Source organism: Nitrosospira sp. NpAV (assembly GCF_000832065.1).
Classification (GTDB): Bacteria; Pseudomonadota; Gammaproteobacteria; order Burkholderiales; family Nitrosomonadaceae; genus Nitrosospira.
In genome coordinates, this window is sequence record NZ_JXQM01000014.1 from 50,048 (window position 1) to 71,277 (window position 21,230).

The 21,230-nt window shown below is 53.0% G+C and carries 20 protein-coding genes; 10 read left to right on the forward strand and 10 right to left on the reverse strand.

The window, feature by feature from the left end; all coding sequences use genetic code 11:
* Positions 1-13: 13 nt before the first annotated feature.
* On the reverse strand, positions 14-949 hold the full coding sequence (locus SQ11_RS09685; protein WP_041513962.1) for a tetratricopeptide repeat protein: 936 nt from the start codon (positions 947-949) through the stop codon (positions 14-16).
* Positions 950-1,230: 281 nt separating this feature from the next.
* Between SQ11_RS09685 and SQ11_RS09690 the strand changes: the two genes are divergently transcribed.
* From SQ11_RS09690 to SQ11_RS09705, 4 genes are read left to right on the forward strand one after another with little or no spacing between them, the layout of a single operon-like run.
* Complete coding sequence (locus SQ11_RS09690) at positions 1,231-2,277, forward strand: quinone-dependent dihydroorotate dehydrogenase (protein ID WP_041514010.1); 1,047 nt, start codon at positions 1,231-1,233, stop codon at positions 2,275-2,277.
* A complete protein-coding gene (gene rsxB, locus SQ11_RS09695) occupies positions 2,274-2,981 on the forward strand; it encodes an electron transport complex subunit RsxB (protein WP_084226801.1) in 708 nt (235 codons plus the stop codon). Before SQ11_RS09690 ends, rsxB begins: the two co-directional genes overlap by 4 nt.
* A gap of 18 nt (positions 2,982-2,999) precedes the next feature.
* Entirely contained in the window at positions 3,000-3,632 is a 633-nt protein-coding gene (gene nth / locus SQ11_RS09700; protein WP_041513964.1) for an endonuclease III, read from the forward strand.
* 33 nt (positions 3,633-3,665) lie between these two features.
* Positions 3,666-4,094, forward strand: a complete 429-nt coding sequence (locus SQ11_RS09705) for a DUF1841 family protein (RefSeq protein WP_041513965.1) — start codon at positions 3,666-3,668, stop codon at positions 4,092-4,094.
* Positions 4,095-4,174: 80 nt separating this feature from the next.
* Here the strand turns inward: SQ11_RS09705 and SQ11_RS09710 are convergent, their stop codons facing one another.
* From SQ11_RS09710 to ppc, 9 genes are all read right to left on the reverse strand, one after another.
* Positions 4,175-4,501: a cytochrome c gene (locus SQ11_RS09710; protein WP_041513966.1), complete on the reverse strand. Its 327-nt coding sequence runs from the start codon at positions 4,499-4,501 to the stop codon at positions 4,175-4,177.
* A gap of 26 nt (positions 4,502-4,527) precedes the next feature.
* The gene (locus tag SQ11_RS09715) at positions 4,528-4,857 is read right to left on the reverse strand and encodes a cytochrome c (protein ID WP_041513967.1); all 330 of its coding nucleotides are present in this window, start codon (positions 4,855-4,857) and stop codon (positions 4,528-4,530) included.
* A gap of 91 nt (positions 4,858-4,948) precedes the next feature.
* The gene (locus SQ11_RS09720; protein WP_041513968.1) at positions 4,949-6,874 is read right to left on the reverse strand and encodes an ATP-binding cassette domain-containing protein; all 1,926 of its coding nucleotides are present in this window, start codon (positions 6,872-6,874) and stop codon (positions 4,949-4,951) included.
* Between the two features lie 100 nt (positions 6,875-6,974).
* Positions 6,975-7,490 carry an inorganic diphosphatase gene (locus tag SQ11_RS09725; protein WP_052494142.1) on the reverse strand — a complete coding sequence of 172 codons (516 nt, stop codon included), beginning with the start codon at positions 7,488-7,490 and terminating at the stop codon, positions 6,975-6,977.
* An 18-nt stretch (positions 7,491-7,508) separates the two neighbouring features.
* Positions 7,509-8,363 (reverse strand): HlyC/CorC family transporter, encoded by an 855-nt coding sequence (locus tag SQ11_RS09730; protein ID WP_041513969.1) that lies wholly within the window; start codon positions 8,361-8,363, stop codon positions 7,509-7,511.
* Positions 8,364-8,439: 76 nt separating this feature from the next.
* Positions 8,440-8,949, reverse strand: coding sequence for an rRNA maturation RNase YbeY (ybeY, locus tag SQ11_RS09735; protein ID WP_041513970.1), 510 nt, complete (start codon positions 8,947-8,949; stop codon positions 8,440-8,442).
* A complete protein-coding gene (locus tag SQ11_RS09740; RefSeq protein WP_041514012.1) occupies positions 8,933-9,913 on the reverse strand; it encodes a PhoH family protein in 981 nt (326 codons plus the stop codon). Before SQ11_RS09740 ends, ybeY begins: the two co-directional genes overlap by 17 nt.
* A 168-nt stretch (positions 9,914-10,081) precedes the next feature.
* Positions 10,082-11,437, reverse strand: a complete 1,356-nt coding sequence (gene miaB / locus SQ11_RS09745; protein ID WP_041514013.1) for a tRNA (N6-isopentenyl adenosine(37)-C2)-methylthiotransferase MiaB — start codon at positions 11,435-11,437, stop codon at positions 10,082-10,084.
* Between the two features lie 82 nt (positions 11,438-11,519).
* Complete coding sequence (gene ppc / locus SQ11_RS09750) at positions 11,520-14,333, reverse strand: phosphoenolpyruvate carboxylase (RefSeq protein WP_052494143.1); 2,814 nt, start codon at positions 14,331-14,333, stop codon at positions 11,520-11,522.
* Between the two features lie 123 nt (positions 14,334-14,456).
* On the opposite strand from ppc, the gene hemC reads away from it, so the two are divergent.
* The 6 genes from hemC to SQ11_RS09780 all read left to right on the forward strand — a co-directional run bounded on the left by hemC (position 14,457) and on the right by SQ11_RS09780 (position 21,218).
* Positions 14,457-15,422 (forward strand): hydroxymethylbilane synthase, encoded by a 966-nt coding sequence (gene hemC, locus SQ11_RS09755; RefSeq protein WP_041513971.1) that lies wholly within the window; start codon positions 14,457-14,459, stop codon positions 15,420-15,422.
* Positions 15,419-16,222 carry a uroporphyrinogen-III synthase gene (locus SQ11_RS09760; RefSeq protein WP_041513972.1) on the forward strand — a complete coding sequence of 268 codons (804 nt, stop codon included), beginning with the start codon at positions 15,419-15,421 and terminating at the stop codon, positions 16,220-16,222. Before hemC ends, SQ11_RS09760 begins: the two co-directional genes overlap by 4 nt.
* Complete coding sequence (locus tag SQ11_RS09765; RefSeq protein ID WP_041513973.1) at positions 16,219-17,277, forward strand: uroporphyrinogen-III C-methyltransferase; 1,059 nt, start codon at positions 16,219-16,221, stop codon at positions 17,275-17,277. The genes SQ11_RS09760 and SQ11_RS09765 overlap by 4 nt, the downstream gene beginning before the upstream one ends.
* A gap of 114 nt (positions 17,278-17,391) precedes the next feature.
* Positions 17,392-18,597 carry a heme biosynthesis HemY N-terminal domain-containing protein gene (locus SQ11_RS09770; protein WP_041513974.1) on the forward strand — a complete coding sequence of 402 codons (1,206 nt, stop codon included), beginning with the start codon at positions 17,392-17,394 and terminating at the stop codon, positions 18,595-18,597.
* A 399-nt stretch (positions 18,598-18,996) separates the two neighbouring features.
* Positions 18,997-19,977, forward strand: coding sequence for a malate dehydrogenase (locus SQ11_RS09775; protein WP_368730365.1), 981 nt, complete (start codon positions 18,997-18,999; stop codon positions 19,975-19,977).
* Between the two features lie 122 nt (positions 19,978-20,099).
* Positions 20,100-21,218 carry a citrate/2-methylcitrate synthase gene (locus SQ11_RS09780; RefSeq protein ID WP_041513976.1) on the forward strand — a complete coding sequence of 373 codons (1,119 nt, stop codon included), beginning with the start codon at positions 20,100-20,102 and terminating at the stop codon, positions 21,216-21,218.
* Positions 21,219-21,230 lie beyond the last annotated feature (12 nt).

Consider the following 21,230-nt stretch of genomic DNA (forward strand, 5'->3'; position numbering starts at 1 on the left):
CTGACACCAAGTTCTATCGCTGCATCTTCCGTATGGCTGCCGCACGTTTCTCCAGGGGCGCTGCTTTGCTGGCATAGCCAATATCCCGATATAGCTGCGCCAGGTTTTCAAGGCTCGTGGCAACATTGGGATGATCCGGTCCAAGCGCTTTTTCGGAAATGGCCAATGCGCGCTTGAAAAGCGGCTCCGCATGCGGGAATTTTCCCTGATCTTTATACAGTCCTCCCAGGTTATTCAGACTTAGCGCCACGTTGGGGTGATCCGGTCCAAGCGCTTTTTTTGAAATGGCGAATGCACGTTTATAAAGCGGCTCGGCTTGCGCATATTGTTCCTGAGCCTGGTATACCTGAGCCAAGTTATTCAGGCTGATGGCAACATTGGGATGATCTGGTCCAAGCGCTTTTTCTAAAATTGCCAGCGCGCGCTTGAGAAGCGGTTCGGCCTGAGCATAATTTTCCTGGGCTTGGTATAGCTGAGCCAAGTTGTTCAAAGTGATGGCAACATTGGGATGATCCGGGCCGAAAGTTTTTTCATCGATCGACAATGCGCGCTTATAGAGCGGCTCGGCCTGCGCATACTGCTCCTGGTTTCTGTACAGCATCGCCAGATTATTCAGGCTTGCGGCAACTTCAGGGCTTTCCGGGCCAATCGACTTCTCAAAAATAGCCAGTGCGCGCTTGAGAAGCGGCTCGGCTTGCGTATATTGACCTTGTGCGGTATAGAGCATTGCCAGGCTATTCAAACTTGTGGCCACGTCAGGATGATTGGCGTCCCGGGTCTGTTCGGCTGTTTGCAGCGCCTGCTTCGCCATAGAAGTGGCGCGGACATAGTCCCCCTGCTGATAATATGATTCCACTTCCGAATTGATCATCTCCCATTCCGTAGCGGCATGAGTGTGTCCGATAAGTATCACGAGACTCAGAACAAGAGAAAAAGAAGCCGGTTTCATAAAAGCGCCCCTAAAACATGCGGATGGTAACGAATCGAATTACTCATGATTTACATCCGTAAATCCCATTCATGAAAAGAAATAACCGTATCGGTGAAACCAGCGGATGCTCCTGATAGATTCCGCGGTTTGCGGCAACATGCACCATGCAAGATCTTTCAGATTCGCCCGTGGCGCCATACCGTTCCAACCTCGGATAGACACCGTTTCATGATTGTTGTTACCAATCTTGCAATAATCGTTTAACAGGCGCACTACAGTTCCGGGTTAAAATGGGTTCCATGCTCTATTCACTACTCCGGCCGCTGCTATTCAGTCTTGATCCCGAAACGGCTCATCGCTTTACATTCAATGCAATCGAGAAAGTTCGCCGGCTTGGCTTGCTTACCGGCGGCCCGATACCTTGCGAGTCGCGCAGTGTCATGGGTCTCGATTTTCCCAATCCCGTCGGGGTGGCCGCCGGAATGGATAAGAACGGCGAGCACCTTGAGGTCCTGGCATCGCTCGGCTTCGGTTTTATCGAAATCGGTACCGTTACACCCCGTCCCCAGCCGGGAAATCCTCCACCACGCCTGTTCCGCATCCCTCAGGCAAACGCCATTATCAACCGCATGGGCTTCAATAACCATGGGGTGGAGAATCTGGTGGCAAATGTCAGGCGGACGAATTATCACGGTATACTTGGTATTAACATTGGCAAGAACTTCGATACGCCGGTGGAACGCGCTGCAGATGACTATCTGATTTGCCTAAGTAAAGTCTATCGCTACGCCGGCTACGTTGTTGTCAATATTTCTTCCCCTAACACCCCCCATCTTCGTCAGCTGCAAAATGCCGAGGAGCTGGATCATTTATTGGGTCTGCTGAAATCGAAGCAATTAGAACTCGCCGATGAGCATGCCAAATATACTCCCCTGGTGGTAAAGATCGCTCCTGATCTGGTGCCGCCGCAAATCGTATCTATCGCCACCCTGCTGATGAAACATCAGATTGATGGGATTATCGCTACTAATACCACACTTTCCAGGGCCGGCGTGGAAGCATTGCCTCATGCGAGCGAAAAGGGCGGATTAAGCGGCGCCCCCCTTAAAGAATGTGCCACGGCGGTTATCCGTCACCTGCACGATATCCTACAGGGAACAATACCCATCATTGCCGCAGGCGGCATCATGTGCGCGGCGGACGCAAAGGAAAAGATAGAGGCGGGAGCAAGCCTGGTGCAGATATATAGCGGCCTGATTTATCGCGGTCCCCATCTGGTACACGAAGTGGCGCGTGCGCTCTGCGCATCGCCTGCGCCAGATCTTTTATGCTCGGGTTCAGGATGAGCAGAGATCCACTCATAGCGAAAATCGATGCCATCCTGCCGCAAACACAGTGCCGTCAATGCGGCTTTCCCGGTTGCGAACCTTATGCGACCGCCATCGCGGAAGGCCATGCCTGCATTAACCAGTGTCCCCCCGGCGGTGAGCAAGGCATACGTAAACTGGCGGAGTTGCTGGGAGTGAGCCCCGTACCGCTAAATACCGCGCACGGCATGACCAAACCGAGGGCTGTGGCGGTTATCGATGAGCAAGCCTGTATCGGTTGCACGCTTTGTATCCTGGCCTGTCCAGTCGATGCCATTGTGGGCGCGGCCAAGCAAATGCACACCGTGCTTGCCCAGGAATGCACCGGCTGCGAATTGTGTATTGCACCATGCCCAATGGATTGCATCAGCATGGTGTCCCTCAAGCCATCAGTCAGCAACGCCGCGGCTGAATCTTATGCCCCACTCGATGACCTGGCAGCGCACGAAGATGAAAAAAGAAAGAAAGCCGATCACGCGCGTGCGCGTTACCAGTTCAGGTTGCAACGGCTTGAGCGTGAAAAACAGGAGCAGGAAGAAAGGCTTGCACAAAAAACCGGCGCAGTGAAATCCGTAAGCGATTTTTCGACAGGCGATCCGAGGAAAGCCGCCGTTCAGGCGGCCCTGGAACGTGCCAATGCTGTCCGGCCCCGGCTAACAGAGCACAATAATACGGATCGATAATTCTTCCCGCAAAAACTCATGAACTCAACCATCCGCCATGAAATTTTTACCCGTTTCAAGGCAGCTAATCCTCATCCCACCACCGAGTTGGAGTACAACTCCCCGTTCGAATTACTTGTAGCCGTGGTGCTCTCCGCCCAAGCGACTGACAAAAGCGTGAATCTCGCAACCCGGAAACTGTTTCCCAAGGCTAATACACCCGAGAAAATTCTCGCCCTGGGTGAAGCCGGTCTGCGGGATGCCATCAAGAGCATTGGGCTCTATAAAACCAAGGCAAAGAATATCCTGGCGACTTGCACGCTGCTCATCGAAGATCACGGCAGTAAAGTGCCGAAAACTCGGGAGCAGCTGGAAAAATTACCTGGCGTGGGGCGCAAGACCGCCAATGTAATACTAAACACCGCATTCGGTGAACCCACTATGGCAGTGGATACCCATATTTTTCGTGTCGCCAATCGAACTAAAATCGCGCCCGGGAAAACCGTACTGGAAGTGGAGCTGAAGCTCCTAAAGCGCATTCCGAAAGAATTTCGCCACGACGCCCATCACTGGCTTATTTTGCATGGACGCTATGTATGTGTGGCGAGGAAACCGAAATGCGCAATATGCATCATTAACGATTTGTGCGAATACAAGGATAAAAACCTTTGATGAAAAATATTCCTCGTTTTGGATTTATTTTGAATGTTTAATCCATCCAGAGAGCAAGCGCGCCAATTTTTCTTCGACACGTGGCGCAAATACCGGCAGCGGGAGATGCTTTCCGCGATGGAAGGCATGGCGCTGGAGGTGATTTTGCTGCATCCGGAATACCATGCCATGCTTGACGACATAGAACGTTATCAAGATATGGATTATTTACCCGAAACGGGTGATACCAATCCTTTTCTGCACATGAGCATGCATATCGCCATCAGGGAACAACTTTCGATAGACCAGCCTGTGGGAATCCGCCATCGGTTCGACCGCTTGCTGACAAAAGCCGGCGATGAACACACCGTTATGCATCAAGTCATGGAGTGCCTGGCGGAAATGATTTGGCAGGCGCAACGCAGCCAATCAGCGTTTGATGCCGCAGTTTACTTTGAATGCCTGGATCGATGGGAAAATTGATCTATACTTGACGAAACGTGCTCTTGCGCATACACGCTGGACAAGCGGACAGAAAAAAGCTTTCCTGGCCGCTTACCTCATCAGTATTTGGTTTTCAGGCCAGACTGGCTGGCAAAATAGGCTGCCAGATTTTCAATGTCTTCTTTGCTCAAGGCCGCAGCCATACCCGCCATGATGGGATCCTTGCGGGCACCCGACTTGTATTCATTCAGGGATTTTTCGATATAGCTCGCATGCTGCCCGGCAATCTTGGGGAAAGCTGGAGCGGGGCTGTTGCCGTCAGGGCCGTGACACGCAGCGCAAACTTCAGCCGCTTTTTTCTTCCCAGCCTCAATATTGGCTGCTATCCCCTGACCGGAAATCAGAAGTAATGCACCGCTTACCGCGGCAATAATAAAATTTTTCATAAGACCTTCCTTGCGTAATGAATAAATTATTTTCCGGAACCGGCGTAATAAGCGGCTAGGTCTTCCATGTCCTGGTCGGAAAGAGCGGCTGCAATACCTTTCATGCTGGGATGACTGCGGGCGTCGGTTTTATATGCCTGAAGAGCCTTGACCAGGTATTCGGCATGCTGGCCGCCCAGTCTTGGGACCTGATAAACCGTGGGATAGGATGTCCGGTATCCCTCTATACCATGACAACCGACACACATGGCATTTTTCTGCTTACCCGCCACCGCGTCCCCGGCTGCTTGAGCGGCGCCGGTGAATGCCAGGAGCAGACCCCATGCAAGTATATTCACTATTGCTGGTCTTTTCATTATGAGTGCCCTCTTTTCAAAAAGAGCGACTCTAAACGATGTGTCATTCCTGGTCAACGAATAAAGTAGCAGGATATATGGGAACTTATCGTTATTTCTTCTGTCTTGGGGTCGCCTGTTTCGCTTCCAGTTCCTCCCATCGAGCGAGGTAGCTCAGGAGTTCCGCTTCAATGACAGCAAGACGCCCTTGCAGGGCTCTGGCTTCATCCGGGCAATCACGGTAAATGGCCGGAGAGCATAACTGGCGGGCAATATCAGCTTGCTCCCGCTCCAGTGCCTCAATTTTGGAGGGTAATCCATCAAGTTCGCGCATTTCATTGTAACCCAATTTGACGCGAACGGCCGATTCCTGCATTTTCTCCATCGGAATCGAGGATTGCTGTTGCGGTGCCTGTGGTTTTACAGCTGTTTCTAAAGAGTTTCTTGTCCGGACCCAGTCTTCGTAGCCCCCTACATACTCCCGCAGCCTGCCATCCCCTTCGAACGCGATGACCTGGGTTACCACGTTATCAAGAAATTCCCGATCATGACTGACCAGGAATAGTGTACCGGAATAGTTTTGCAGCAGTGCTTCCAGCAGTTCCAACGTTTCAATGTCCAGATCGTTCGTCGGTTCATCCAGAACCAGCACGTTGGCTGGGCGGGTGAACAAGCGTGCCAGCAATAGCCGATTGCGCTCTCCTCCGGACAGAGATTTTACTGGCGAGCGGGTCCGTGCGGGTGCAAACAAAAAATCCTCCAGGTAACTGATAACATGCTTTCTTACTCCGCCGATGTCGATAAAATCGGAGCCTTGGCTGATCGTTTCGATCAGCGTTGCTTCTTCATTCAATTGTTCGCGCATCTGATCGAAATAGGCGACCGCGAGTTTTGTCCCCTGCCGCACGGTGCCGGTGTCGGGCTGCAGTTCACCCAGTATCAGCTTGAGTAAGGTGGATTTTCCCGCACCATTGGGTCCCAGCAATCCTACGCGGTCACCGCGCAGGATACGGCAGGAAAAGTCTTCGATAATGGTTTTATCACCGTAGCTTTTACTGACGTGCTCCAGCTCCGCGACCATCCGTCCGGATCTTGCGCCCTCATCCACGTTGAGACGAACGGTTCCCACTCGTTCACGGCGGGCAGCCCGCTCCAGCCGCAACGTTTCCAGCCGCCGAACCCTGCCTTCATTCCGGGTGCGCCGTGCTTGGATTCCCTTGCGTATCCAAACCTCTTCCTGTGCCAGCACCTTGTCGAATTTTTGATTATGAGTTGCTTCGATTTCCAGCAATTCCATTTTCTTCTGCTGATATGCAGCGAAGTTACCGGAGAAAACCGTCAAATTTCCCCGGTCAAGCTCAATAATTCGTGTTGCCACATTGTTGAGAAAGCGGCGATCATGAGTCACAAATAGCACGCTTCCGGTAAAATCTCGAAGGAGCCCTTCCAGCCATTCGATAGAGAGAAAATCAAGATGATTCGTCGGCTCATCCAACAGCAGTACCTCGGGAGATACCACTAGCGCACGGGCCAGCGCAACACGTTTTCTGAGTCCGCCTGAAAGCTGTCCAATCAGCGCATCGGTGGGAAGATTAAGCTTGTCAATGGCGGTTTCCACCCTTCCCTGAATGCGCCAGCCATCCTGAGCTTCCAGTTCAGTTTGCAGATCCTGCAAGCGGGAAAGAAGCGCGCTGGTATTCCCCGTGCCGTCGCTCAACATATGGGAAACCTCGTGATACTCCAGCAGCGTTTGGCTGATTGCGCCTAGTCCTTTGGATACTTCCTGAAATACCGTGAGAGCCGAATCCAGCTCCGGTTCCTGCGGCACGTAAGCCAGCCTCAAGGCTGGCGCGCGCCAGATCCTGCCGTCGTCCGGTTTATTCTCTTCCGCCAAAATGCGCAGCAGGCTGGATTTCCCGCCGCCATTTCTGCCGATCAGGCCAATGCGCTCGCCGGAATCCAACTGCAAATCCACGTGATCAAGCAGTGTGTGATGTCCGAACGCGAGACTGACTTTTTCGAGAGTAAGGAGAGGCATGATAGGATAATTAACAGGGGCGCAATTCTGCCACGCTTGACACGCCTTGGCAAAATTCTATTTTGCTTGGTTATGATTTGTTCGTTGATAAGCGATTTCGTCAAAAGTCAAGCGGTGGCCCCCGCCATGCGCCGTCCCGCGGCCGAGCGCGCGCAAGCGCTTGCGCCGCTTCGCACCATCCTTCGCAGGCATTGCGTCCGGGCCGGCTTCGCCAGATATTCAACAACCCCTTGCACTTTGCATAGAAATGGAAGAATTGTATGACGCGGTGGCGTTGCGGCAAGTCGGGTGAGTGATCGCCACAGATAAGTTTGTCATCGGTCATGCCACGGTCTGTCAAAGTTACGGCCCCCCAGGCTTTGACTCGTATCCGTGTGCCATACGGCAGGCGCGGGCCGAGCACCAACGCGTCGAGAAGATCGCCTTCAAGACCTACATAATTCGGGACGGAGCCATAGTTGAATGGACACGGCAGGGGCGAGATAAAATCAATACTCCCCGTGGAACCACGTTTAAGGAAACTGCCTCGCGGAACTTCGATCACTACCTCTACTACCGGTGGCTCGGATAGCGTCTCGTGGTCTGCATGCGACGGATAGTGATCTGCATCACTCACAGTCTGAATTCCTAAATGTCAGCCATATTCTCGATCGTGTGCCGGGATCTCGCTTTCGTTTCTTTCCACCAGCAGCGTATGCAACCTGCGGCTATCAGCGCGCAGCACGATGAACCTGAGAGCACCGACGATGACCGACTCACCCCGTTTGGGGAGCCGGCCAAATTTATTCAGTATCAGGCCGCCGATGGTGTCATAGTCTACGTCACTCAACCCCGTTCCAAGTCTTTCGTTAAAATCCGCAATTTCAGTCACGGCTTTGACCCGGTAACCGCCGCCTGGGTCTGGGACGATGTTATCTTCGATTTCGTCAAAATCATGTTCATCCTCAATGTCGCCGACGATCTGCTCCAACACATCCTCGATGGTAATTAGCCCCGCCACGCCGCCATATTCATCCACTACGATGGCCAAGTGATTGCGGCTACTGCGAAAATCCTTGAGTAACACATTGAGGCGTTTGGATTCCGGAATGAATACCACCGGCCGGAGCATCTCGCGCACGTTGAACTCTTCCTCCCCGGCGTAATAGCGCAGTAGGTCCTTTGCCAGCAAGATGCCGATTATGTTGTTTTTGTCGTTTTCGATGACAGGAAAGCGCGAGTGGGCAGTCTCGATGATCAATGGAATAAACTTGTCCGGGGATTCACCGATATCAATGACATCCATTTGCGAACGCGGAATCATGATATCGCGCGCCTGCATTTCCGATACTTGTATTACCCCTTCGATCATGTTCAGCGCATCGGAATCGAACAGATTCCGTTCATACGCAGAATGCAGTAATGCCACGAGTTGCTCGCGGTCTCCAGGCTCGCGCAGGACCAATGCGCTGACGCGTTCGAGCCAGCCAGGTTTGGAAGGATCATCCATATTAATATGTCGGATAGTAAGTAGGAAGTCAGTTAATTAAGGACGACATAGGTAAAAGAAACCATTTCATCCGGAATCAGAGTTCTTCAGTCTTCCCGCCAGTATTCTTGTAAGGATCGTCATGCCCTAGCTTGGTGACAATATCGGTTTCCAGTTTTTCCATTATCGTTGCGCTGGCGTCACTGTCGTGGTCATACCCCTGTAGATGCAAAATACCATGCACGGTGAGGTGAGCGTAATGTGCCGTCAGGCTTTTATCCTGCTGATTAGCCTCCCTCTCTATCACCGGCGCGCACAGCACGATATCGCCTGACAGGGGCTGCACATCGCGGTATACGAAAGTCAGCACATTAGTGGCGTAGTCCTTGCTGCGAAAATCCTGGTTGAGGCTGCGGGCTTCGGGTTCATCCACAATGCGTAGCACAATTTCCGCATCTTGCATCAGCGCAGCCTTTGCCCATCTGCGGAATTGAGGTCGGCGGGGTACGTTCTTGTCATGAGTTGCATATTGCGTTGTCAATTTCAACCTCGCTTCCTTCCGAGTAGCCCCTCCAGGAAATCCGGAAACGCTAGCTTTGCTTTTCATATTTTTCGTAGGCGTTGACGATTCTTTGTACCAATGGATGCCTCACCACATCGTCAGCGCCGAAATGCGTGAAAGCGATACCGCGCACCTTTTCCAGAACCTGTTTTGCCTCCACCAATCCGCTTTTCTGATGCTTGGCCAAGTCGATCTGAGTGACGTCACCGGTTACTACCGCCTTGGAGCCGAAACCGATACGAGTCAGGAACATTTTCATCTGTTCGGGCGTCGTGTTTTGCGCTTCGTCAAGAATGATGAATGACTGATTCAACGTGCGTCCGCGCATGAAAGCGAGCGGCGCGATTTCGATAGTGCTGCGCTCGAACTGTTTGCTGGTTTTATCAAATCCCATCAGATCGTAAAGCGCATCATAGAGAGGCCGCAAATAGGGGTCTACTTTTTGCACCAGATCACCCGGCAGAAATCCCAGGCGTTCGCCGGCTTCCACCGCGGGACGCACCAGAACAATGCGCGCCACCACGCCGCGTTCAAGCGCATCGACCGCGCTCGCCACGGCTAGATAAGTTTTTCCGGTGCCTGCCGGACCAATGGCAAAGGTGATGTCATGCTTCTGGATTTGTTGCAGATACTGCACCTGCCGCGGCGTGCGGGCGCGCAAATCACTGCGCTGGGTTATCAGCACCGGTCCTGCCGGTGCTTGTGCCAGAGAGCCGGCGGCGGCGTGTTTTACCGAATGATGGGGATTCGTCACCTCGATCAATCCCAGTTGGATTTGCTCGATGCTTAGATGGTGCTGCGCCTGATTGTAAAAATTTCGCAGCGCTTCTGCGGCGAGCAAGGTCTGAGTCGATTTGCCACGCAAACGGAAATGTTCTCCACGCCGCGCAATGATGACATCAAGCACGGTTTCGATTTGCTTGAGGTTCTCGTCAAGCGCCCCGCACAGGTTGGCAAGACGCTGATTATCGATCGGAGAAAATGAAATTTCGACGGGCTGGACTTTCAAAGGCTCGGTAAAACCATGGTAGGGGGTTAATTCTCGCAGCGACACGCACACTTTGCAAGAAACGAAGGCAAGGAATCCCGGAATATGTCCTCATGTTCGCCCGTTCGCCGAACTTAAAGGAAATCGGCTGCAAATGCATGTGGCTGATCCATATTCCGCTTCGATTTATCAGATACCGACAGGCTGCTGGTCATTCATGATTCTACCGCGCAATGAATGGGATAGCGCGGCGGTAATCCGGATATTCATGAAATGACCGATTTGTATCGGGTCGCCGGGGAAATTCACCATGCGGTTGTTGTCGGTACGCCCGCAAAGTTCGCTGGCATCCTTTTTGGATACCCCTTCCACCAGAACGCGCTGTATTGAACCGATCATGCGTTGGCTGATGGCCTGGGCCTGCTGCTCGATCTTCTCCTGCAAGCGTCGCAGGCGCTCCAATTTGATTTCGTAGGGCGTATCGTCGAATAGTCCCGCGGCGGGTGTGCCGGGGCGGGGGCTATAAACGAAGCTGAAGGAATCATCAAAGTTCACACTTTCAATCAGCTTCATAGTCTCTTCGAAATCGGCCTCTGTTTCACCGGGAAAGCCAATAATAAAATCTGATGTAAGTGAAATATCGGGACGGGCAGCCCGGAGCCTGCGGATAATGGATTTGTACTCCAGCGTGGTATAGCCACGTTTCATTGCCCCCAGTATCCGATCCGAGCCTGATTGAACCGGCAGGTGCAAATGACTTACCAGCTTTGGCAATTTTATATAGGCATCAATCAGCCGCGAAGTGACTTCTCTGGGATGGGACGTCGTGTAACGAATGCGTTCGATACCGGGAATTTCACTGATGTATTCAAGCAACAGCGCCAGGTCCGCCATTTCACTTTCTTCCGTATGCTCTATTGCACCTCGATACGCGTTCACGTTCTGGCCCAGCAGCGTGACTTCTTTGATTCCCTGATTTGCCAGTCTCGCGATTTCCACCAGTACATCGCCCAGAGGGCGCGAGATTTCCTCGCCCCGCGTATAAGGCACTACGCAAAAGCTGCAATATTTGCTGCATCCTTCCATAATGGAAACGAACGCAGTCGCGCCTTCAGACCGTGCGGGCGGCAAATGGTCAAATTTTTCGATTTCAGGAAAGGAAATATCCACCTGCGGACGGCCGGTAGCGTGGCGTGCCGAAATCAATTGCGGCAACCGATGCAGGGTTTGCGGGCCAAATACCAGATCCACGTATGGCGCACGCTTTACAATTTCAGCGCCTTCCTGACTGGCGACGCAGCCCCCCACGCCGATGAGCAGATTGGGATTGGATTTTTTCAAATGTCTGATGCGTCCCAGATCGTGAAATACTTTTTCCTGGGCTTTCTCCCGTACCGAACAGGTGTTAAACAGAATTACGTCGGCATCGGCGGGATTGTTGGTTTTCTCCATGCCCTGCGCAGCATGAAGCACATCCGCCATCTTATCCGAGTCATACTCGTTCATTTGGCAACCGAAGGTTTTAATGTAAAGTTTTTTTATCATGACCGTATCGGAAGTCTTGTTAGATTGTCTTGAGAATGCCGCATACCCGATGCGCGCGACCACATAGCTTTTCTTGATTGGGTTATCCGCTGTTTCTCAACCCGGCAGCCACACCGTTAATGGTGAGTTGTATCGCGCGCTTTACGGTATCGGCGGCATCACCCGACCGGTAACGGCGTAACAGCTCAACCTGCAAATGATTGAGCGGATCGATATAGGGGGTGCGGTTACGAATACTGCGAGCCAGGGTAGGGTTGTCCTGCAGCAATTCTGTGCGGCCCGTTACCGCAAACAACCATTTTACGCTGCGATCCCACTCCGCCTGGATGCGGCCGAAAATTTCTTCGCGTAGCTCAATATCGCTTACCAGCTCGGCATAACGGGAGGCGATACCCATATCTGTTTTTGCCAGCACCATATCCATGTTGGAAAGCAGTGTTTGCATGAAGGGCCAAGTGCGATGCATTTCCTGTAGAAATTCCAGTCCTTTTCCGCCCCGGTCTTCGCGCTGGACAAAAGCTTCCACAGCCGTGCCGAAGCCATACCAGCCCGGAATCATTGCACGATTGACGCTCCAGCTGAATACCCAGGGAATGGCGCGTAGATCTTCTATAAGATCGGATTGCTTGCGGGATGGCGGGCGGCTGCCAATATTGAGTCCAGCAATTTCCCTGATCGGCGTGGATTCTTGAAAATAGCGCTTAAAGCCGGGGGTTTCATAGACCAGATTGCGGTAAGCCGCGAACGCGTCGCGCGCCAGCATTTCCATAATCAGGTAATATTCCGCGGCGCGTTCACCGAGGGGATCGTGGCTTAACAACGTGGCCTCGACCGTGGCGGCTACCAGCGTTTCCAGATTACGCCGCCCAATTTCCGGGTCGGCATATTTACTACCGATGACTTCACCCTGCTCAGTAATGCGTATCTGAGCATTAACGCTGCCCGGTGGCTGAGCAAGTATCGCTTGATAGCTTGGACCTCCCCCACGTCCGACTGTGCCGCCGCGCCCATGAAACAGGCGCAATTCAATCTTATGCTTGCTGAATACTTTGGTTAGCTCGGTTTCGGCTTTATAGAGTTCCCAGTTAGCGGCGAGGAAGCCGCCATCCTTGTTGCTATCGGAATAACCCAGCATGACCTCCTGCACATTGCCACGCGAATCCAGGAGCTCGCGATAATACGGTAGCGAGAATAAATCGTTCATGACATGGCTGCAGTTGCGCAAATCCGCGATGGTCTCGAACAATGGAATGATATTGACGTGAAGATAAGGCGTTTCCCCGGCCTGCAATAGCCCCACTTCCTTTAGCAGCAAGGCGACCTCGAGTATGTCGGAAATGCCGTCGGTTTTGGAAATGATGTAGTTTGGCAGTGCGGCCCGGCCGAAGCGCCGCTGAATTTCCGCTGCCACCTGCAGAATGCATAATTCGCTCTGGACAAGTTCGGAATAATCCAGATAAGGCGAACGAAGCGGACGCGGGCTGCTGATCTCGCTCAGCAGCCACTGTATACGTTCCGCCTCGGCCAATTCGGAATAACCTTTACGACGTGTCCCGTACTCGAACAATTCCGCCACAACCTGCTCATGCACATTGCTGTGCTGGCGCATGTCCAGCGGTGCAAGGTGAAAGCCGAAGACTTCCGCGGCGCGTCGCAGATGCCGCAACTCCCCGCGTGCCAACAAATTCGATTTGTGCTGCTTGAGTGAGTGAATGACGATATCGAGATCATGCACAAAATCCGTGCTTTCCGCGTAAGGTGCGGCGGGACCGACGGGCCGCCTTTGCCTGATGACATGACCGAGTTCCTGGCTGGTAGCGGCAAGACGCGCATAAATACCAATTAATGCGCGCCGATAGGGCTCATCGACCCGGCTGGGCGCGCGGTCTGGCGATGCCTCGGACAATGCTGCCAGCTCATCGTCCACACCTACCAGGCGCTCTGTCAGGCTTAACCGGCGGCCAATCTGATGCACTTCGCCCATGTAATAATCCAATGCCAGCGCCGATTGACGTTCGGCCGCGTGCAGCATTACGTCATGTGTAACGAAAGGATTCCCGTCCCGGTCGCTACCTATCCAGCTGCCAATGCGTAAAAACGGCGGAATATGCGGTGCGGCTACGCCCATCCGGCGTTCGAGCAAGTCTTCGATTTCCGCGTAAAGACGCGGTACCTCGGTCAGAAAAGTATACCGGTAGTAGGCTAGACCATTCTTGATTTCGTCATATACCGAAAGACGTTCAGGACGCAGCATGCGCGTTTGCCATAATATCTGAATGGCGCAACGCAACCCCTCTTCGTTGCTGCGTAATTCGTCAGGGGTAAGTTGCATGCGATCACGTTCATTCAGCAAATGCGCAATGGTCAACTGGCAGTCCAGTATGCTTCTGCGCTGTACCTCGGTGGGATGAGCGGTCAATACCGGTGAAACCAACGCTTTGGCGAAAAATCCGGCTAATGCCCTGCCATCGGTTCCGCTGGAGAAGACCCGATCCAGCGCCAGCGCCACACTGCCCGCCTGCGGCGGCGACCCCGCCCGCAGATGGGTACGGCGGCGGCGATTGTGATGCATGTCTTCGGCAATATTGGAAAGTTGCGAGAAATGGCTGAAGGCGCGTACCACCGCTACCGTCGCCTTGTTACTCAGCTGATTGAGTATCATATCCAGCTCATGCCGGGCTTCCGGATCCTGGTCTCGGCGAAAACGAATCGCGGTTTGGCGGATATTCTCAACCAGATCGAAAGTAGGCTCGCCTTCCTGCTCACGCAATGTGTCGCCCAGCATGCGTCCCAACAGACGGATGTCCTCCCGCAAGGGGTCATCCTTTACCGGCCTGTTTTTTTCATCGGTATGATTTCTATCCACACTCGTATTCCGGGGGGCAAGAGATTTCATAACACGACTTCCCATGCAACGCACAGGTGAGCGGGTGCCTTGCGCACTTCGATCCAGGCTGGCGGCCGGCATGCTAAAATGAACATTGGAAATGATCCCGTAATTTTACTGACTGTAATAATAATGCCCAATTCATCCAATCCTGCAAAAATCATTATCGCTACACGGGAAAGTATTCTTGCCTTGTGGCAGGCAAATTTCATCCGGGAGCGGTTGTCGAAATTATACCCACAAACCGAGTTCAACATATTTGGTATGACTACTCGCGGCGATCAGATACTTGATATGTCTCTTTCCAAGATTGGCGGCAAGGGCCTGTTCATCAAGGAACTGGAGCAAGCGCTGGAGGACAGGCGTGCTGATATCGCGGTACATTCGATGAAGGATGTGCCGATGGATATGCCGGAAGGATTTGCGCTGGCTGCCATCGCCGAACGCGAAGATCCGCGTGATGCCTTTATTTCCAATCAGTATGCAGATCTCTCCGAGCTTCCTGCGGGGAGTGTGGTAGGGACTTCCAGCCTCCGGCGCGAAAGCCAGTTGCGCGCGCATTTTCCGCATTTACAGGTGAAGCCTCTGCGTGGCAACGTGCAGACCCGTTTACGCAAGCTGGATGAAGGAGAGTTTGCGGCAATTATTTTGGCGGCGGCGGGACTCAAGCGATTGGGACTGGCTGACCGCATTACTGCACTGTTGAGTCCTGAACTTAGCTTACCGGCGGTGGGCCAAGGGGCATTGGGAATTGAATGCCGGGCCGATCGAGCGGATTTGATCAAGCTCATGCAGCCATTGCATCATCCTGAAACCGCTCAGTGTGTGGAGGCGGAACGCGCCATGAGCCGGGCGCTGGGCGGGAGTTGCCAGGTACCGCTGGGTGGTTTTGCGGAAATCACCGCGGGAGTATTGCGGCTGCGCGGGTTTGTCGCCAGTCCCGACGGGACCCGCATGATAAGTAATGAAATAAGCGGTGACCCTGAAACAGGAATGGGTATGGGTGCACAGCTCGCGCGGAATCTGAAGGAGCAAGGAGCGGCAGAAATTCTGGCGATGCTGGAATCAACCATGGTTGCAACAGTGAGCCATCCGTGAACAAGCCTCTGACCGGGATCAATATCCTGGTCACGCGCCCGGCGCACCAGGCGGACGATCTTGCCGCCAGGATTTGTTTGGCGGGTGGTAATCCGGTTTTGTTTCCGGTGCTTGAAATCCTCGATATAGGAGATCAGCGTCCGCTACTGGATCTGGTCGCGCGCCTCGATGAATTCGATTTGGCTATTTTTATCAGCCCCAACGCGGTCAATAAGGCGATGAGCCTGATCCAGACAAAACGGTCATTGCCGCCAACCTTGAAAGTCGCGGCGGTGGGTCAGGGAACCACCAGGGTGCTAGGAAATTTTGGCGTCAATCAGGTGATCGCGCCAGCCATGCGTTTTGATAGCGAGGCATTACTCGAAATGACCGAATTGCGGCAAGTCCAAGGTAAACGCATCGTCATCTTTCGGGGAGACGGCGGACGTGAGTTGCTGGGGGATGGCCTGTTGGCACGAGGCGCCACGCTTGAATATGCGGAATGCTACCGCCGCGTCAAGCCGGGTACCGATGCTGCTCCGTTACTGCGAGCCGGGGCAAGGGGCGAGATAAATGCAATTACCATAACAAGTAGCGAAGGGCTGCGTAATTTATTCGATATGGTTGGCGAGCCGGGGCAGGTATGGCTCAAGAAAACGCCGTTGTTCGTATCCCATGAGCGCATCGCACAAACCGCAAGAAAACTTGGATTGGATCAAGTGATTCGTACCGCTGCCGGAGATGAAGGTTTGGTGCAAGGCTTGTTAGAATATTTCCAGCCAGAGGCCAGGGGCGGCGATTGCACTTTAGGAAAATCATGAGTGCGGAAGTTCAACAGACCGAAACCGATAAGCCACGGGGATTGCGCAAGGGAATGCCTAAGATATTGCCAAAGCGCATCAATCCCGTTTTGATTTTTATCCTGATTTTTACCCTCATTGTAGCGTGGCAATGGTACGACACTCGTGACCAGATTGCGGGTTTGCAGCTTGAGTTGGCAAAACGCCTGGCTGAAGCGAATACCTCCGGTAAAGAGTCGCGCTATCTTGCAACCGAGGCGACGGAGGCGGGGCGCCGTGCTGAAACAAAGCTCAGTCTGCTTGAAGCCAAACTGGCCGAATCGCAGAGTCAGCAACTTGCCCTGGAGGCGCTCTACCAGGAGCTTACACGTAACCGCGATGAAGTGACCCTGGAAGAGGTGGAGCAATTGCTGCTTATCGCCAGTCAACAGTTGCAACTGGCAAGTAATGTGAAAGCTGCTCTGATTGCCATGCAAGAGGCCGATACCCGCCTGCAACGTATTGACCGCCCGCAGTTATCCCCTTTACGTAAAATCCTGGCAAAAGACATGGATCTCCTGAAAGCAGCGCCATATGTTGATACCGTGGGAATCAGCCTGCGTCTGGATAACCTTGCAGTCGCAGCCGATACGTTGCCATTGGCAATGGAGTTCCGGCCGTCGGAACCCAACTCTTCTCCGGCTCAGGCTCCAGCGGCGGAAAGTGCATGGCTCAAGCCTCTGCGAGAGGTGTGGGAGGACATAAAGCGGTTGGTGCGTATCCAGCGCATGGATAAACCGGATGCCGCGCTGCTGTCTCCCTCCCAGGCGTATTTTTTGCGCGAGAATTTAAAGTTGCGTTTATTATCCGCTCGGCATGCGCTGCTCGCACGCGATGGGGCCAGCTTCAAGGTCGATATCAACACCTCCCTTGACTGGATCACCCGGTATTACGACAGCAAATCGGGAGCAGTCATCAATATGCTGGAAGTATTGCATCAATTGCAAGACAGTGAAATTGGCATCGAATTACCCCGTATTTCCGCGAGTCTCGACGCAGTGCGTAATTATCGTCTTGCGCACGAACGGGGGAAATAGATGATCCTGAAGCGGCTGTTGATTGCTTATTTATCAGGTTAGCATGATGATCCAAAAGGATTTTTCGCGTTACTTGACCTTCGCCTTCGTGATGAGTTCACTGCCGGGTTTCGGATGAAGTGGGTACTTTGGCTATTGGCATTGTTTGCGGTGGCAGTAGCGGTAACGCTCGCAACCCGGTACAACAGTGGTTACGTGCTGGTGGTGGCGCCGCCCTATCGTGTTGAACTATCGCTTAATCTGCTGGCAGTTCTGCTGGTGGTGCTATTTGTTGTTGCCTATTTTGTTGTGCGATTGGCGATCATTACCCTGCGACTGCCTACGGAGGTAGGCGAGTTTCGCTTGCGCCGGCGCCGGGATAAAGCGCGAGAAATGATGCTGGACGGTCTTAAGGCCTTCTTTGAAGGCCGCTACGCCAAAGCAGAGAAAGCATCCGCTGCGGCCCTGGATCCGCAAGAGCCGCCCACGGTTAATGCAATCAATGCCTTAATCGCAGCACGTTCCGCACATGAATTAAGAAAGTATTCTCAGCGCGATGAGTTTATCGCCGCAGCGGAAAATAATGCGCCGAAAGAAATAGTACTGCGACTTATGACACAGGCTGAACTACTGCTGGATGAACGTCGCTCGGGAGAAGCGCTGAAAATACTGCAATCGCTGCGTGCCAAAAGCGGGCGCCAGCACACTGCCGCACTGCGGCTGGAATTGAAGGCCTACCAGGGATCGAAAAACTGGGATGCGGTATTGGATCTTCTCCGGCAATTGGAGCAGCGTAATGCCTTTGATAAGACGCTGATACAGCGATTGCGATGCAATGCCCACGCGGAAAATCTCAAAAGCAGGATATTGAATCCGCGCGCCCTGAAAGAGTACTGGCAAACGATATCTTCGGTGGATAAGAAAGATAGTAAATTGGCCGCGGCCGCGGCGCATGCATGCATTGCAACAGGCGACTGTGTAACCGCTCATCAGATTATCGAGCAGAGTCTGGATGGACAGTGGGATTCCGAATTGGCGGGACTATACGCCGAGTGCTTGGGAACTGATGTAATCCGGCAAATTGAGCGTGCCGAAACATGGCTTAAGTCTAATCCTAACGACGCGTCTCTGCTGCTTGCTCTCGGCAAACTTTGCATCCATTGCGAACTTTGGGGTAAAGCCCAGAATTATCTGGAGGCGAGCTTGTCGGTTGAACCCAGCCATCCAGCCCATCTTGTGTTGGCACAATTAAATGAGAAGATCGGCAGACCCGAGCTGGCAAAGGATCATTACGGTAAAGGACTGAAACTCGCGTTGAAGCGGTTGGAGCGTTTGGGATAAGTTCAGCGGAATTACGTTGCCTGAGTATCTGAGTATATATTGCCAATGCATCGATACGAGCGAGATAAAGATTCAACCTAAATCCTGTGGTTGGACGGTGGTTCACCCAGGAGGCAAGAATCAAGTGACACAAAATTCTCTACCAGCCAGAGTGCTAGATCGACAAGGTGATCAATCGAGGAAGGTTATGGCGGCGAGTATGCACGATACATGATCGATCTCACCCAGGAGGAATTTGATATTATCATCCCATCCATCGGGTACGCGGAGTTACCGGACCCTGATTTTTGTGCTAGCGTGGAGACGCAATAGTCAATCTATATTAAAAGTTTCTATAAGAATGCCTCGTTATACTAGGTTACCCGATTTCTACCGTATCAACTAGGAGCTGCAATGAGCATGAAACCCGTTCGGATTGCCGTCACCGGTGCTGCCGGTCAAGTGAGTTATGCTTTGCTTTATCGCATCGCCAGTGGCGAGATGTTAGGAAAAGATCAGCCGGTCATACTGCAATTGCTCGAACTTCCGAACGAGAAGGCGCAGGCAGCACTAAAGGGTGTAATGATGGAGCTGGAAGACTGCGCTTTTCCCTTGCTCTATGGAATGGAAGCCCATAGCGACCCTACGGTCGCCTTCAAGGACACTGAGTATGCACTTCTAGTGGGTTCCCGGCCGCGCAGTCTGGGTATGGAACGAACCGAACTTCTAGCCGCCAATGCGCCGATATTTACTGCCCAAGGTAAGGCGCTCGACGCTGTCGCGAGTCGGGATGTCAAAGTGCTGGTCGTTGGAAATCCGGCGAATACAAATGCTTGGATTGCGATGCGGAGCGCGCCGAGCCTCCCTCGGGAGAACTTCACCGCTATGCTGCGGCTGGATCACAACCGTGCCCTCAGTCAACTCGCCGCTAGGACGGGCAGGCCCGTCTCCTTGATCGAGCATTTGGCTGTCTGGGGCAATCATAGTTCTACTATGTACCCGGATTATCGGTTTGCTTCCGTTGAAGGCGCGAGTGTCAAGGGTATGATAAACGACGATGCTTGGGGCAAGGATGTATTCCTGCCTACTGTTGCCCAGCGGGGCGCGGCGATCATCGAAGCGCGTGGACAATCGAGCGCCGCTAGCGCGGCAACCGCGGTAATCGACCACATGCGCGATTGGGTCATGGGCACGCAAGGTAGGTGGGTCACGATGGGGGTTCCCAGCCAGGGCGAATATGGCATTCCAAAGAACGTCGTATTCGGATACCCGGTCACCTGCACCGAAGGAAAGTACGCCATCGTCGAAGGGTTGAAATTCGACAAATTCAGCCAAGATCGAATTGAGAGAGCGTTAGCCGAGCTGATTAGCGAGCAGGATGCTGTTAAGCACTTGCTCTAGAAAAACAGGGACGACTCGCGTCAGCGGCAGGAATCTTTTTTTGGTGTACGAGACGCACATTTAGGAAACCCAAGGGACAATACCCTGTGCGGATGAATCCGCGCAATGCCTTGGAGAAATCTATGCGAGCAACAAAAGTGCAATTCGATAAGGTGATCGCGTCCCAGACCGAGCTTAGTCTAATCGATGGGAGGACCGGGCGACTTTGTATTCGGGGCGTCGATATTCAGGAGTTGGCACGAGATGCAGAGTTTGAGGATATATTTTATCTACTGTTGCACGGTTCGCTGTCAAGAGGCAGAGAGCGGGAGGACTTCCGGCGCGGTTTAGTAGCCAGTAGATGTCTTTCTGAACTCAGCCAGACTGTCTTAAATTGTTTCCCATCCCATTCACGTCCGATTCACGTGGTTAAGGCGGTGTTGGCCGCTGAAGGCGCGATCTGGGATGATGCGAAGTCGGAATTGGAGACCATGATATCGTGTGTCGCGACGTTACCTATGATTGTAGCGGCGGTCCACCGTCTCAGACAGCGCCTAAAGCCTCTGCCAGCGGTTCGGGAGCTTGGTCATGCCGCAAATTTTCTCTATATGCTTAGCGGTGAAAAAGCGAGTGAGCAACATGCAAAGGCTATGGATACATACATGGTCTTGATGGCAGAGCATGCCCTGAATGCCTCTACTTTGAATGCACGTGTCATTGCCTCAACAGGCGCTTCTTACTACCCTGCCGTTATAGGTGCAATTTGCGCACTTCAGGGGCCGCTGCATGGCGGGGCGCCGCCCCTTGTATTGAACCAAATCGATGAAGCTCTATGCGCTGCGGATATCGAGAAGTGGTGCAGTGATCAGTTGGCAAAAGGTTTACGACTCATGGGATTCGGTCATCCTGTGTATGAGACCATAGATCCAAGATCTGAGATATTCAAGGATATACTTCAGGTCCTGGACCCCGAGATGCATGCCAAAGCACACGATCTTGAGCAGCGGATCCTCAGTTTCCTTCGGCGTCACAAACCTGAACACCCATGGCTGACGAATGTGGAGTATTACTCTGCACTCGTATTGCGTTCAGTCGGGGTGCCGTCGGACCTCCTGGTAACGGCGTTTGCCTGTGCCCGTATCGCGGGCTGGAGCGCTCATATCGCTGAGCAGCGTAAACAGCAGAAAAGTGGCCTAGCCGGTGTGATGCATCCACGGTCGGTTTATATCAGGAAGGTCGCTGCTGGTCCAGAATCCCCTTGAAATGCTTTGGGT

Bases quoted from the DNA above. Each gene is read 5' to 3' on its own strand.
- SQ11_RS09685 (WP_041513962.1), bottom strand. From the start codon at position 949: ATGAAACCGGCTTCTTTTTCTCTTGTTCTGAGTCTCGTGATACTTATC.
- SQ11_RS09690 (WP_041514010.1), top strand. From the start codon at position 1,231: ATGCTCTATTCACTACTCCGGCCGCTGCTATTCAGTCTTGATCCCGAA.
- rsxB (WP_084226801.1), top strand. From the start codon at position 2,274: ATGAGCAGAGATCCACTCATAGCGAAAATCGATGCCATCCTGCCGCAA.
- nth (WP_041513964.1), top strand. From the start codon at position 3,000: ATGAACTCAACCATCCGCCATGAAATTTTTACCCGTTTCAAGGCAGCT.
- SQ11_RS09705 (WP_041513965.1), top strand. From the start codon at position 3,666: ATGTTTAATCCATCCAGAGAGCAAGCGCGCCAATTTTTCTTCGACACG.
- SQ11_RS09710 (WP_041513966.1), bottom strand. From the start codon at position 4,501: ATGAAAAATTTTATTATTGCCGCGGTAAGCGGTGCATTACTTCTGATT.
- SQ11_RS09715 (WP_041513967.1), bottom strand. From the start codon at position 4,857: ATGAAAAGACCAGCAATAGTGAATATACTTGCATGGGGTCTGCTCCTG.
- SQ11_RS09720 (WP_041513968.1), bottom strand. From the start codon at position 6,874: ATGCCTCTCCTTACTCTCGAAAAAGTCAGTCTCGCGTTCGGACATCAC.
- SQ11_RS09730 (WP_041513969.1), bottom strand. From the start codon at position 8,363: ATGGATGATCCTTCCAAACCTGGCTGGCTCGAACGCGTCAGCGCATTG.
- ybeY (WP_041513970.1), bottom strand. From the start codon at position 8,949: ATGAAAAGCAAAGCTAGCGTTTCCGGATTTCCTGGAGGGGCTACTCGG.
- miaB (WP_041514013.1), bottom strand. From the start codon at position 11,437: ATGATAAAAAAACTTTACATTAAAACCTTCGGTTGCCAAATGAACGAG.
- ppc (WP_052494143.1), bottom strand. From the start codon at position 14,333: ATGAAATCTCTTGCCCCCCGGAATACGAGTGTGGATAGAAATCATACC.
- hemC (WP_041513971.1), top strand. From the start codon at position 14,457: ATGCCCAATTCATCCAATCCTGCAAAAATCATTATCGCTACACGGGAA.
- SQ11_RS09765 (WP_041513973.1), top strand. From the start codon at position 16,219: ATGAGTGCGGAAGTTCAACAGACCGAAACCGATAAGCCACGGGGATTG.
- SQ11_RS09770 (WP_041513974.1), top strand. From the start codon at position 17,392: ATGAAGTGGGTACTTTGGCTATTGGCATTGTTTGCGGTGGCAGTAGCG.
- SQ11_RS09775 (WP_368730365.1), top strand. From the start codon at position 18,997: ATGAAACCCGTTCGGATTGCCGTCACCGGTGCTGCCGGTCAAGTGAGT.
- SQ11_RS09780 (WP_041513976.1), top strand. From the start codon at position 20,100: ATGCGAGCAACAAAAGTGCAATTCGATAAGGTGATCGCGTCCCAGACC.